This is a genomic window from Bacteroides sp. 14(A), assembly GCF_000526555.1.
Classification (GTDB): domain Bacteria; phylum Bacteroidota; class Bacteroidia; order Bacteroidales; family Bacteroidaceae; genus Bacteroides; species Bacteroides cellulosilyticus.
Genome location: NZ_JAGH01000002.1, coordinates 1,922,746 through 1,936,468, shown reverse-complemented (window position 1 = coordinate 1,936,468; position 13,723 = coordinate 1,922,746). Strand labels below are relative to the sequence as shown.

Below are 13,723 nucleotides of genomic sequence, written 5' to 3'. Positions count from 1 at the left end.
GTAAGGGACTGCGTGATGCCGTTTCTTACCCTTATTTGTAATTTTGTCCCGTTTTTTGCGTAATAAACGGGACATTTTACTATCTTTGCGTCGTGATAATGAAACAATTATGAATATAGCAAAAGATATAAAGAGGAGAATCGTTGGATTTCCAGAAGATTATGTCTTTACAGCATCCGATTTTGAAATAGGATCAGAGAATCAATCGGCTGTTGTAAAAGCGTTAAATCGCATGGTTAAGTCCGGTGAAATATCTAAATTGGCAAAAGGAAGATTCTATAAACCTCGAAAGACTCAATTTGGAGAATTAAAACCTTCCGCTTATCAAATAGCTAAAGATTATATTGAACGTGATGGTAAACTCATAGGATATATAACGGGGTATTCTGCATATAATGCATTAGGGCTTACCACACAAATATCTTCTTATATTCAAATTGGTACAAACAAAAGTCGCCGTTCTGTCAAACGTGAAAAATATACAATATCTTTTATTCTACAGCAGAATCCGATAACCAAGAAGAATATTGACATTTTACGAATATTAGATGCAATAAGATTTATTCGAGAAATCCCTGCAACAACACCTAATGATGCGTGCATCAGGCTGAAAGAGATTATCCGAAATTTGAATGATGAGCAAAAGGAGACGCTTGTCAAGTGCGTTCTAAAATACACCAACTATGTTCGTGCTTTGTGCGGAGCTATATTAGATGATATAGGTTGTAATGACAATCTCTTGGACTCAATACGTAAAACGCTAAACGGAGTAACAGAATACAAATTACCTATATCGGAATCTGTTTTACCAACTAAACAAAATTGGAGAATATATGAACCTACACGAAAATAAGAAACTGTTTACAGATGCCGTTCTCGCAGCATCTGAATCTTTGGATATACGACCTGTATATATTGAGAAAGACTATTGGATAACTCGAACCCTAAAACTTATGGTGCAGAATTCCTATGCAGAAAAGGCAATATTTAAGGGTGGAACATCATTATCCAAGGCTCATAAAATAGGGAATCGCTTTTCGGAGGACATTGACATAGCCATATCTGATGCAGATACTTTATCAGGTAACCAATTGAAGATGTTGATTAAAAAGATTACCAAAGAAATGACATCGGGATTGGAGGAAGTTGTAGTACCTGGAGTTACAAGTAAAGGCTCTCGTTACTATAAAGCCATGTATTCATATCCCAATGTTCTTGGCAAGGCTATAAAAGAAACAGTAAATATCGGGCAGTTGCTCGTGGAGATAAATTCCTTTGCCAATCCCTATCCATATGTATCAAGAAGTATAGATTGTTTTATCGCACAGTTTTTCCGTCAGACAAGTAATGATGCATTGGTAGAAGAATATGGATTAGAGCCATTCTCTTTGAATGTATTGGATAAAAGACAAACATTAACAGAAAAATTAGTATCTCTTATACGTTTCTCATTGTCGGATAATTATATTTACGATGTAGCAGCCAAGATACGACATTTCTATGACTTGCATTTTCTATTACAAGATGAAGAATGTGCAACTTATTTACAATCTGAGCAATTCAAGATGGATTTCAGCACCTTATTGGCTCATGATAGAGCGACATTTGACAAACCGGATGGTTGGAACATTATAAAAATAGAGCAATCACCGTTATTGTCAGACTTCCCTAATTTGTGGGAAAATCTGAAAGAGACATATCTGAAAGAGTTACCAGCCATTGCTTTTTCGGAGATACCAAAAGAAGATTTAGTGGCTAGTAGTTTTGAAATAATAGCAAAGAATATCTTGTAATTATAAAAAAGTATCGGGAGAATCATTGCGACCCTCCCGATTTTTTTCACTTCTTCAGCAGATGTTTTAGACTATCATCATTGGCTATTCGTGCCAACTCATCCTTGACAATCAGTTTCACTTCCTCCTTGATACGATTGTAGTTCTCCTGTATCATCTCACGCATACAGTCCTTGCCGTTTTCGTCCGTAAAATCGGTAATGACAGGAATAGACTTGTATGCCTTCGTTTCGGCTGCAACCTTATCATTGTCCACCACAATTTCGGCATGAAAAATCTTCTGCTCGATGCGTTCATCGAAGTTATCCGAAACGGAGCCGACAAACATACCCTGCGTAAGCCCGGAAATCTTACTTGGCGGAATAAGACTGTCCATCTGCGTATTGATGGAGGTGGACTTATCCTGCCTGTTGATGGTGATTGACTGCCGTTTCTGCAACACCTTTCCGAAACGTTCCGAAAGTGTCTTGGCTGTTTCTCCAACCACCTGACCGGAGAAAATATTACCGACCGTGTTCATCACCACAGCCGCCTCCTTATCGCCATAATCACGTTTCAACTGCGAGAAGTCCTGAAAACCGATACATACGGCTACCTTGTTACTTCGTGCAGTAGCGATAAGGTTATCCAGTCCCTTGAAATAGATAGTCGGCAACTCATCAATGATAACCGATGATTTGAGCATCCCTTTCTTGTTAATGAGCTTCACGATACGGGAATTGTATAGTCCGAGTGCAGCACCGTAGATGTTCTGACGGTCAGGATTGTTACCCACACAAAGGATTTTCGGCTCTTCAGGATTGTTGATGTCAAGTGTAAATTCGCTGTCCGACATCACCCAATAGAGCTGCGGTGAAATCATCCTTGACAGCGGAATCTTAGCCGATGCAATCTGTCCCGCCAACTGTTCCATTGCTCCACCTTGCCAAGCATCCATAAAGGGCGAAAGATAGTTTTCCAGTTCCGGATAGCTTGTAAGGATGGGAAACACATCTTCATATTTGCGGTTCAGCAACTCAATGGCATGAGGGAAAGTACAATATTTGCCGTTCTGATAAATTCGCAAATGCCAGATAATGGCTGCGAACAGCACGATTGGCGATTCCACAAAGAAATCCCCCTGCTTTTGCACCCAAGATTTATTGAGATTAAGCATAATAGTATAGGCACTCTCATAGGCATCGGAAATATCCGTCATGAAGTCCGGATGTATGGGATTGCAACGATGGCTACGGCGTGGATCATCGAAGTTAATCACATAGAACTTCGGTTTCACCTTGTACCCGTCCAAGTTGTTCATCAGATGATTGTAGGCAATCATCGAGAGGTCGGGAAACTTGAAGTCATAGACATATTGGCTGTACCCCTTCTCAATCTGCTGCTTGATGAAGTTATTTACAACCGCATAGGATTTACCGCTACCCGGTGTTCGAGAACGATGGTTGCACGGAACGGATTGACCACATTTATCCAACCCTTGTTCCATTTCTTCTTGTAATAGAACCGTGTAGGCAGATTGACCGAATAGTCATTCGTCAGCAAGCGTGTTTCCTGCATGAATGATTCGTTCTCGTTATTGAAGACATCCTCCATTAGATTGTACTTCAGCAACCGGCTCATCCAAAGACCTCCCATCAACAAATATATATAACCGGCTGCCATTGTAGCGATATATAAGGTTGTATTTGCCTCTATAGGCAATGGCAGAGCCAATATCCACCAATTAAGAAAGAAAAGAACGAAGCCTATGGCAAGTATCGTCCAAATCTTCTTCCAAGTAATCTTTTCCTCTTTTACACCCGTTGTACCCAAGCACGACAAGGCAAGGAGAACCAATGCAAATATTTTGGTATTGATAATGCAACCGAACAACCCCGCTGTACGCTGGAAGTTCATCAGCATCCTATCTACCACACCGATGTTGATGCCCCATAGCTGTATGGTCTCATAGCAATACCAATAGATGTGCATCACCACCAATATAATACTCACGGCACGGAGAAAATCCATAATCTTCGCCAGTGCCCTCAAATCGTCTTCCTGTTGTGACATATTGATTTCTGTTTAATAGGTTAATGAATGGTTTACAATCTGAAGCCCTTACGCTTCTTCTTTTTCTTCTTCTGCATCTCACGGATAAAGCGTTCCTCCTCGACATCAACGGCAGAACCATCCGGTGTGAACAGTCCCAAACCAGTTGAATAGTCGTCCGACTCGGTGGCGGATATTATACGCTGTTCCGTTTCCTCTATTGGAATGGACATCGGGATAGGTGGCTCTCCGGCATATGGCAGAGTGAAGTGTTCCTGCAAGGCATTTGCGGAAAGTTCCTTGCCCATACGGGAGCCGTTCAGCACACAGCCTGTACGGTGGTCAATGAACGTAGCACCATAGATACGCCCGGTGTCCGTTTCACGAAGCACGACATCCACGCCTTGGGCTTTCAGGGTGGATACGAACTTATCACGGTCGTAGGTGGCGGCAAGAGCTGACAACACCGTCCGTTTGGTACGGTCGGAAAGTTTTTTCTCCTTGATTGCCTTTTTCGAAATAGCAAACTTCTTTTCCATCGCCTCATAGCCTACCGACTTGCCGAATAGTGAGGATTTGAACGGATTGCCGACCTTGTTACCTGCATCATCCGTAGCGGAATAGACCAGACCGTGATACTCCCTTCCACGAACCTCACCCCGTACTTCCTCTACCGTAACATTGTAGAGTGAGAGTAAGGCACGATACTCACCCATAGATTGGAAACGGTAGCCTTTGAAAAGTGCCTTCACAGTGTTGTCCACCTGTTTCTTGACATCTCCGGTGGATATATCCACTTTCCTTAAAGGGCTTTCCAACCGTTCATTATTTCTATGAGCCGGAATCAATCCGTATTTCTTTTCCAACTCCTTCCGTATGCGTTCGCTCCGACGGTATAAGAAATCCTGATTCAAGCGTTTCCCATTCTCATCCACATTGACAGATACAATGTGCAGATGGTGGCGGTCTATATCCTCATGCTTATAGACCATGTAGGGTTGGTTGCCGTAACCGAGTTGCTCTAAATATTCATGTGCGATATTTTGAAAATCGGTATCTGTCAGCCTGTCATCGGGATGCGGATTGAGGGAAATATGGATAACCGGTTTCTCCGTCCTCATCACTGAAGGCATATACCTCATGAAGTCCTCCATAGCCCGATGGATATCCACCGTTCCCGAACCGTCATTGAAGATTTTGTTGGTTGCAAGCAGCCGTCCCTGCTCCTTGTTTATCTTCTCTCCGTTGTAGGCAAGTGCCCCGAAGAGTGAACTTCCTATTGAGATTTTTGCGACCATCGTTCTTCAAAATCTTTGGAAAGTTGGACAATACGGTGGCTGAGAGCAACCAGTTCCTGCGTGCATTTTTCCAATCTGTAAAGCAGAGCCATTGCCTTTTTCTCCGAGAAATGGCTCTTCAATTCCTTCACGATTTGGTTGTAATTGGAACCGATGGCACGGAATTGGGCATGAAAATCGGACAGTTTCGTGTAGTAATCTACAAGTGTCTTGTCCACTTTCAGCACACGGAAAGGCACTCCGAAGAAATGTGCTTTCAGGAATACCGACCTTGCAGAAATGCCTGATTTCTCATACATCGAGAGGAAACGGTTGTGTTCCTCTTCGCTGAAACGGACGGTGTATCGGTACACCGCCGGATCTTTCTTGGGGATTCTTCCCCCTTTCTTTTTCCTTTCTGTTTTCATTTTACTTTGGATTTAGTGGTTATGCGGCATCGGCATTCCGCCCGACATCGCCAACGAAGTTTCAGACAGGCTTCCCGACTTCGGAGGGCAAGCCCAGCCCCCTGCAAGGGCAAGGTGTTTTCGAGATGCTCAAAAAAGTTTTGAGCGGCTGAAAAGACATCTTGCTATGTTCAGGCGAACATAAAAATCCGTCCGGGACGGATTGGAAAGAAAGTCTGTTATTACCGATGGCGAGTCCGGCGGTCATGCCTTGTCGCTTTGGTGCAAAATTAGGGTGATTTGCAGGCTTGAAAAAGAGCCGAACTGTGCCATTGAGACAACTATCTGTGCCACATGCTGCAACAGCGTTCCAAGATGGTGGAAGTATGAAAATAATCCTTTTTATTTGCAGTGCGATTCGGATGAATGAGTGAATGAAAACACTTTCAAACGGTCATTTGAATGGAGGAATAAATGAATAAGCAGACCTGCATACAGACTAATGCAAGTACCGATGAACGGATGAATTTATGAAAATACTTTCCTGAGACCATTCACTCATTCGCAAATACGCAAGCAGGTATGGTATTCCATTCAAAAATGCGTACCGATGATTGAATAAGCAAATGAATGAACGAACATGCGTATGTACGAATGAAAATACGCAAAGTCATTCAGATATGTTAAACCAATAAAAACAAAAAAATGAGCAAAACCAAGTATGTGGCATTCTCCACCCAAAAAGGAGGAGCAGGTAAGACGACACTTACGGTTGTTGTTGCAAGTTACCTGCATTACGTGAAGGGGTACAATGTTGCGGTCATAGACTGCGACTTCCCCCAGTACAGCATCCATGACATGCGGAAGCGTGACAAAGCGACTATTGTCGAGGATGAACATTACAAGATTCAGGCTTATGAACAAATCAAGCGTTTGAACAAGTCTCCCTATCCGGTATTGTGCAGCAGAGCCGAAGATGCCATCAGGACGGCAGACAATCTTTGCAACAAGATAGAAAACCTTGATTTCGTTTTCTTTGATCTGCCAGGAACAATCAACAATGCAGAAGTGGTCGGCACCATTGCCCGAATGGACTACATCTTCTGTCCTATCATTGCTGACCGTGTAGTAATGGAAAGCTCTGTCAAGTTTGCCACTGTCATCAATGAGAAGATGATCAGCACGGGCAAATCGGACATCAAGGGACTTTACCTTGTTTGGAATATGGTGGACGGACGGGAAAAGACAGAGCTGTATCGTATCTATGAACAGATTTGTGCAAAGTTCGCCTTGCCCATTCTCAAAGTGGTTCTTCCCGACAGCAAGCGTTTCAGAAAGGAAATTGCCAATGAGCGTAAGGCGGTATTCCGTTCAACAATCTTCCCTGCTGACAGGACATTGGTACGTGGAAGCAACATTGACAAGTTGGTAGATGAGATTCTTGAAATAGTTAAGGAGTAAAGACTATGGCAAAGAAGACAAGAGCAGAAGATATTGACACCAGCTTTATCATCAACTCATTCAGAGAAGATGATTACAGCATACCGCCACATGCACGAAGCATTGAGGGAGAAGCGGAAGTGTCAGTGGAAAGCGGTCAGGAAAAGAAACCTGATATTCCGGCGAAAAAAGAAAACACCAAAGAAGAATCGGAACGGAAGAAGACCGTGAAGTCGGATTACGAAGACACATTTGTCCGTAAATCCGCACTCACGGCAAGACAAGGGAAACAGGTCTATATCCGTAAGGAGTTCCATGACCGTATCTTGAAAATTACGCAAGTGATTGGTCATAACGAAATAACCATAGCGGATTATCTCGACAATGTGATGGTTCACCATTTCGGGCAGTTCCAGAATGATGTAGCCGAATCCTTCAACAGACATATCAAATCATACAATAACCTATAAAAAAGAAGAACATGAAGACAAAGAATTATCGTGAAACATTTTTGAGAAAGAACAGTAAGAGAAACGGCAAAGGAATTCCGGTAGCCATCAGTAATGAACACTATGCCCGATTGGAAAGCATCATCAAGGTGTCAGAAAGCGACATAACGGTAGATGATTATCTCGCCAACATCATGAAAGAGCATTTGGAAAGAATGGAAGTGCAATAATGTTTGTAAAGGCTGAAACTATGATGACGACATTCGCCATTCTGATGCTGCTATATAATATGTGGCTCATCTTCTACCTTGTGATGGAAAGACGGCAACCCTTCCAAGAGTCCGCACCACCGGAAAAAGAGAAACCGAAGCCCGTTGAAGAGGTAAAAGACAATGGGATTGTAGGTAAAAGTAACTTCAAGATGCCCTCAAAAGTGCCACCAACTGTGCCAGATGCTGCAACAGCGGATGAAGGTGAGGCAGTGAACGAAGAAGACATTACCTTTGCCGATGAAACGGACGGGCAGATACCCGAAGACCTCACACAAGAGGAACTTGCCGAAATGTTCTCAGACCATCGTAGCGGCAATGTAAAGGACGATGACGATTGGGACGAGGAAGACGGACAAACTGAGGGCTATGCAAGCGGAGCATCTTTTGAGGATATCGACACGGCTGTAAGAACTGCCAAGAAGGTGAAGCCTACAAAAGAAGAGAAACGGCAAGCAGGAAAAGTGTTCACTCAGATAAGGAACTCGGAACTTTTCGACAGCATTACGGAAAGTATGGAATCTGTCGGCGACAGGGTGGTTGAAATGATGGACTTGTTCCTGAAACAGCCCCAAGTCCAAACAGTAAGGATAACAGAAAACATTGCTCCGAAACCGTTCAAACTTCCCGACAATATCGAGAACTTCGACATCCGGGACTTTGTGTAACCATTAAAACAACAAGAGAAATGAAACAGAAAGATTACGGCTGACAGGTGGAAAAGAAAACGCAAGACCACCAAATCCGAAGGACAATCCCAAGTCCTCAATCAAACGGGAACCACTGAATCCAAAAAGAAAAATGTATTAACCGCCCGAAAAGGATTATCCACCCTTTGATGGCAAAAAAAAGAAAAGAACAATTATGAACAAGAAACAGATCCTTATGGCAGTCGCATTCGCATTGGCTGCAACCACTTCAGTATTCGCACAAGGCAACGGCTTGGCAGGTATCAACGAGGCAACCTCTATGGTGACATCCTATTTTGATCCGGGCGTGTGACACGTAGAAACTGTGTAAGTGATTGTGTAACTATAGCATAACAACTATTGATTGCACCTGCAATTCCGTTTGCAGTAGTCTGAGAGTACGTGCATTGCGAGTAATCTCTTTGTGCGAAGCTGCTCTGACAAAGTACCCTTTCCGAAAGGAATAGACCGAAGCGTGAGTGAAGGTCAATGGCAGATAACATCATTCTGCCTAGGGGCGAGACTTGATGGTATGGTCAACCAATGTGAATGTCTGATAAACATCGTTACGAAGAACAAGCCTAATGATGTTGTTGGCTTCTCTCTATGGAGTGAAGTCTAAGGCTTGAACCAAAAGGTGTGCAGTCGGTCAACTCCCTGTCCAGGTGGGGTTGCACGGACATGATGACTGCCGGTGAATAGGACAGACCTAACCCATTATTGTCACTTACACGGAACGTGGTAAGCCCGTATCTCTCCCCCTCCTCGGAGGAGGTAAGCACGCCGCAAGGCAAGCCTATATGGGATGCGGGTATAGGAACGTGGAGAAAGCGAACGCCGCTTTGTAACAAAGCGGATACGGATTGACCTCATTGCCACGTATGGCATAGAGCCACACCATCCGACACGAAAGTGTGCCCACTTCCACAAGGTAACTCTTTACAATAAACTTATAGAACTTCTAAAGAAAGGAAAGCAAATGAACAAATCGAAAGAAAAGTGTGCGCCTGAAAATATAGCTCTCTCGGACACCGAGCGTTGGAAAAGCATTGACCGACACAAGGCAGAGGAGTATGTTCGGAAGCTGCAAGCACGTATTGTAAAGGCTCAAAGGGAAGGCAGAAACGGCAAGGTCAAATCCTTGCAATGGCTGTTGACCCACTCGTTCTACGGTCGTTATCTTGCCGTAGTTCGGGTTACTACTAACAAGGGTAAAGACACCGCAGGGGTTGACCACGTGAGATGGTCATCCGATGCGGCAAAAGTCAAAGCTATTGACACACTGAAACGCCGTGGTTATCAACCGATGCCTCTGCGCCGTGTGGAAATACCGAAGAAGAACGGAAAGAAACGCCCTTTGGGAATCCCTACAATGAAAGACCGCGCGATGCAGGCTCTTTATCTGATGGCTCTCGACCCTATTGCGGAAACGACAGGGGACCAACACTCCTACGGATTCCGTAAATATCGCAGCTGTCAAGATGCAATAGCCCAGTGTCATAATGTACTTTCAAGGGATGTTGCCCCCAAATGGGTCTTGGAGGGGGACATCAAGGGATGCTTCGACCACATCAGCCACGAATGGCTGCTCAACAATATCCCAATGGATAGAGAAGTGCTTCGCAAATGGCTGAAATGTGGCTTTGTGTTCAATGGTGAACTCTTCCCGACCGAAGAGGGGACACCCCAAGGCGGCATAATCTCTCCGACCCTTGCCAACATGACGCTTGACGGACTTCAATCCCTCGTTCAAAAGGCGGTAAAACCTCATTGGGAACCAGCCGATACGAAATATGGGCGAAAATGGATTGAACCCAAAATCAATCTTGTGCGCTACGCAGACGATTTTATCGCTACCGCCAAAGACAAGGAAACCATAGAAACGGTTCTCCTGCCTCTCATACGGCAGTTTATGGCAGAGCGTGGGCTGATGTTGTCGGAAGAAAAGACCAAGGTTACCCATGTCAATGAGGGATTCGATTTTCTTGGCTTCAACATCCGTGAATACAAGTCCAACGGAAAACTTCTGACAAAACCGTCAAAGGATGCGATGAAGAATTTCTGTGACAAGGTTCGCACGAAGATAAAGAGCAACAAGTCAGCAAAGGCTTCCTCACTCATAAGGATGCTCAACCACATGATTCCCGGATGGACAAACTATTACCACTACGGGGCATCATCGAAAGCATTCTCACGTGTGGACTATGAGGTGTACAAGACGCTTTGGCAATGGGCACAACGCAGGCATCCAAAAAAGGGCAAGCAGTGGATTAAGGAAAGGTATTTCAAACAACTGCACGGGCGTGAGTGGTGCTTTGCCGCCATAACCAAGAATAAGAAATCGGGCAAGGAAACGACTTTAAGTCTTAAAAGGCTGGCGGACACTCCCATATTGAAGTACGTGCGTATTAGAACCAATACTAATCCATACGACCCTGCCGATGCTCCTTATTATGCAAGGCGCAAGTTAAAGAACACGGAGGAACAACTGCGTGAGATTGACGACCTGCTACGCATGATTTGGGTTCATCAGGAAATGAGATGCCCAGTATGTGGGGAGATTATTGACGATGAACGGAGATGGACGACTATCAAGAAGACTATCAACGGCAAACCGTTCAAGATTCTCGTACACAGCTCGTGTAAGAACAAGAAGTTTAACCCAGATAAAATGGGAGAAACCCGAAGCAAAAACACAAGCGATAAGTGAACTCAAACGCAGAGGCTACCGGCCGAAGCCATTGAGAAGAGTCCACATCAAAAAGAGTAATGGCAAACTGCGACCGTTGGGAATACCGACAATGAAAGACAGAGCCATGCAAGCACTCTACCTCATGGCATTGGAACCAGTATCGGAAACAACAGCCGACACACGTTCATACGGTTTCCGCAAGGAACGCCGCTGTATGGATGCGGTACTGCAATGCCATAACATTCTCCGAAAAGGCTATTCTCCTGAATGGATTTTGGAGGGTGATATAAAGGGGTGCTTCGACCATATCAGCCATGAATGGTTGCTTGCCAACATCCCAATGGATAAGGCAATGCTTCGTAAATGGCTGAAATGCGGCTATATCTTCAACAAACAGATGTTCCCGACCGAGGAGGGGACACCGCAAGGTGGCATAATTTCCCCGACACTTGCCAATATGACGTTGGACGGTTTGCAGAAAGTTCTCGCAGAGAAGTATAAACGAGTTAGAATAAAGGGAAAACTATATTCGCCAATGGTGAATCTGGTCCGTTATGCTGATGATTTTATAATTACTTGCGAAAACCGTGAGACACTTGAGAACGAAATCAAGCCATTGGTTGCTGAGTTCATGGCTGAAAGAGGTCTGACCTTATCAGAGGAAAAGACGGTCATAACAAACATCCGTGACGGTTTTGATTTTCTCGGTTTCAATATCCGCAAATACGGCAATGAAATATTGACCAAACCGACCAAGAAAGCAGAAAAACGCTTTATGGAAAATATCCGTAAAGTAACAAAAGGTCATAAGGGTTGCAAGCAGGAGTCATTAATCAGAATGTTGAACGCTAAAATCCGAGGATGGGGAGCATATTATCAGCATGGGGCGACACGTGATTCATTTCACAGAATCGACCATCAGATATTTCTCGCCTTGTGGCAATGGGCTAAACGTCGCCATTCCAAGAAAGGGAAACGGTGGATAAAAGACCGTTATTGGCACAATATCCGAGGGAACAGCTGGACTTTTGCGACAAAGTTCAAAAAAATCAAACGGCAAGGAAGACCGGATCACCTTGTTGAAACTGGCATCCTCGTTTCCTTTCCTGCAATATACGCAGATAAAGGGGGATATGAATCCGTTTGACACAGATTGCCGTCTGTACTTCAATAAAAGAATGAAGTTGAAAATGCTTGTGACACTGAAAGGACGCAAGTCCCTGCTTTACCTATGGGAAAAGCAAGGGCGAAAATGTCCGATATGTGGTGAACCGATTGACACGCATAAAGCATGGAATGTAATGCCAACCGTCAAAGACGGACAAAAATGCAATCTGTTGGTTCATGATGAATGTTTCAAATTATCCCGTAAATCCAATGGAAACAAGAAGTAGTATGAGCCGGTCTCTGCACACGAACAGAGACTTAGAAAAGCTTGAGCCGTATGAGGGGAAACCCTCATGTACGGTTCTGAGGGGGGAAGAGGGCAGTAATGCCCTTGACCTACCCGATCGCCCGGCTGACATGGAGCAACGCAACGGCAGGGCGGTACGCAAGGGCAACACCGTGAAGCTCTGGGGCGGCAACATGGTAGATGTCGTGATTTACGGCACGGAAAAGACACTCGACGCCTACAAGTTTAATCTTCTGAAAAACAAGCAGATGTTCATCAATCAAATCAACAACGGCACAATCGCCGTGCGCCGTATCGACGAGGGCGGTATGGACGAGGACAACGGCATGAACTTCGCCGAATTTGTTGCGATACTTTCCGGCAATACCGACCTGTTGGACAAGGCGAAGCTCGACAACAAGATTATGCAACTGGAAAAGGAGCAGGCGATATTCAAGAAAGAGCGTATTCGTGCCGAGCGCAAGATAGCCGCCAGCCGGGAAGATATTGAAAAGGCAGAGCGTACAGAGGCCGATTTTATAAAGGACAGGGAATACATCACCTCATACGGCGGAGCAAAGACAACGCAGCTTCTGAACCTGCCGCAAGCCACCGCCGAGGAAGTCGGACGGGAGCTGCACCGCATCGCCAAGACCTACCGCAGCGGGGCGTATGGCACGATTGGCACGTATGCAGGGCTGAATTTGCTGGTACGCAGCGAGTACACCATGGACGGAACGTTTGACCGCAACACGTTCTTTGTCGAGGGTGCAAGCGGATTGAAATACCGCTGCGGTTTGTCGGGTGCTTTGCCGCTCGGTTTCGTGGAATCGGCGCAATATCCGCAGGCCGCACTCGACAGGCTGTCCGGCATGATCGACAAACAGCGCAGACAAGCCGCACAGCTCGAAAGCGAAATCCCGGTCTTGCAGGAAATCGCAAGCCGCCGGTGGAGCAAGGCCGACGAGTTGTCAAGGCTCAAACTGGAGTGCAAGGAGTTGCAACGCCGTATCGACGAAAGCCTCAAAGAGGCGGAATGCCCGCATACCGACCCCGAAACGCCCTCTGCCGAACATGAGGAGACGACCAAGGCCGCTTAACCGCTTTCATATTCAACCTTTCCCCTCTGTTCGGGTGTGGCAACCCGGCAGGGGGATTTTTTTCGGGTTCCGGTCTGCCGACGGCCCTTTCCGTTGTAACCTGCCGAACCACATTTATACCTGCCGTACTTTTATAGCCGCCGTGTTACATATCACGGAATTGCCGGAGCCGTCATCGCTGCC

The 13,723-nt window shown here is 45.1% G+C and carries 10 protein-coding genes and 3 pseudogenes; 10 read left to right on the top strand and 3 right to left on the bottom strand.

Going from position 1 to position 13,723, the window contains the following annotated elements:
* Positions 1–109 precede the first annotated feature (109 nt).
* Both K429_RS0114745 and K429_RS0114740 read left to right on the top strand, forming a co-directional pair.
* Positions 110–853 (top strand): DUF6088 family protein, encoded by a 744-nt coding sequence (locus tag K429_RS0114745; RefSeq protein ID WP_026367382.1) that lies wholly within the window; start codon positions 110–112, stop codon positions 851–853.
* Positions 834–1,793: a nucleotidyl transferase AbiEii/AbiGii toxin family protein gene (locus tag K429_RS0114740; RefSeq protein ID WP_026367381.1), complete on the top strand. Its 960-nt coding sequence runs from the start codon at positions 834–836 to the stop codon at positions 1,791–1,793. The genes K429_RS0114745 and K429_RS0114740 overlap by 20 nt, the downstream gene beginning before the upstream one ends.
* 46 nt (positions 1,794–1,839) lie before the next feature.
* Here K429_RS0114740 and mobC read toward each other — a convergent pair.
* The 3 genes and pseudogenes from mobC to mobA form a co-directional block, all read right to left on the bottom strand.
* Positions 1,840–3,845: pseudogene (gene mobC, locus K429_RS28745) on the bottom strand (conjugal transfer protein MobC).
* Positions 3,846–3,877: 32 nt separating this feature from the next.
* Positions 3,878–5,122 carry a conjugal transfer protein MobB gene (gene mobB / locus K429_RS0114730; RefSeq protein ID WP_026367380.1) on the bottom strand — a complete coding sequence of 415 codons (1,245 nt, stop codon included), beginning with the start codon at positions 5,120–5,122 and terminating at the stop codon, positions 3,878–3,880.
* A complete protein-coding gene (gene mobA / locus K429_RS0114725) occupies positions 5,101–5,529 on the bottom strand; it encodes a conjugal transfer protein MobA (protein WP_026367379.1) in 429 nt (142 codons plus the stop codon). The genes mobB and mobA overlap by 22 nt, the downstream gene beginning before the upstream one ends.
* A gap of 684 nt (positions 5,530–6,213) precedes the next feature.
* Here mobA and K429_RS0114720 point away from each other — a divergent pair.
* The 8 genes and pseudogenes from K429_RS0114720 to K429_RS0114685 all read left to right on the top strand — a co-directional run bounded on the left by K429_RS0114720 (position 6,214) and on the right by K429_RS0114685 (position 13,540).
* Positions 6,214–6,969 (top strand): ParA family protein, encoded by a 756-nt coding sequence (locus K429_RS0114720; RefSeq protein WP_026367378.1) that lies wholly within the window; start codon positions 6,214–6,216, stop codon positions 6,967–6,969.
* 5 nt (positions 6,970–6,974) lie between these two features.
* Positions 6,975–7,418 (top strand): DUF3408 domain-containing protein, encoded by a 444-nt coding sequence (locus K429_RS0114715; RefSeq protein ID WP_026367377.1) that lies wholly within the window; start codon positions 6,975–6,977, stop codon positions 7,416–7,418.
* A gap of 11 nt (positions 7,419–7,429) precedes the next feature.
* Complete coding sequence (locus tag K429_RS0114710) at positions 7,430–7,627, top strand: DUF3408 domain-containing protein (protein ID WP_026367376.1); 198 nt, start codon at positions 7,430–7,432, stop codon at positions 7,625–7,627.
* A gap of 20 nt (positions 7,628–7,647) precedes the next feature.
* Positions 7,648–8,334: a conjugal transfer protein TraD gene (locus K429_RS0114705; protein ID WP_155923413.1), complete on the top strand. Its 687-nt coding sequence runs from the start codon at positions 7,648–7,650 to the stop codon at positions 8,332–8,334.
* A 196-nt stretch (positions 8,335–8,530) separates the two neighbouring features.
* Positions 8,531–8,662, top strand: a pseudogene (locus tag K429_RS29900) (DUF4134 family protein); the annotation flags it as partial.
* 672 nt (positions 8,663–9,334) lie between these two features.
* On the top strand, positions 9,335–11,065 hold the full coding sequence (ltrA, locus tag K429_RS0114695) for a group II intron reverse transcriptase/maturase (RefSeq protein WP_026367374.1): 1,731 nt from the start codon (positions 9,335–9,337) through the stop codon (positions 11,063–11,065).
* Positions 11,028–12,441: pseudogene (gene ltrA, locus K429_RS28740) on the top strand (group II intron reverse transcriptase/maturase); the annotation flags it as partial. The gene ltrA (K429_RS0114695) and the pseudogene ltrA (K429_RS28740), both read left to right, overlap by 38 nt.
* A complete protein-coding gene (locus K429_RS0114685) occupies positions 12,425–13,540 on the top strand; it encodes a hypothetical protein (RefSeq protein ID WP_026367373.1) in 1,116 nt (371 codons plus the stop codon). The pseudogene ltrA (K429_RS28740) and the gene K429_RS0114685, both read left to right, overlap by 17 nt.
* The last annotated feature ends 183 nt before the right edge of the window (positions 13,541–13,723 follow it).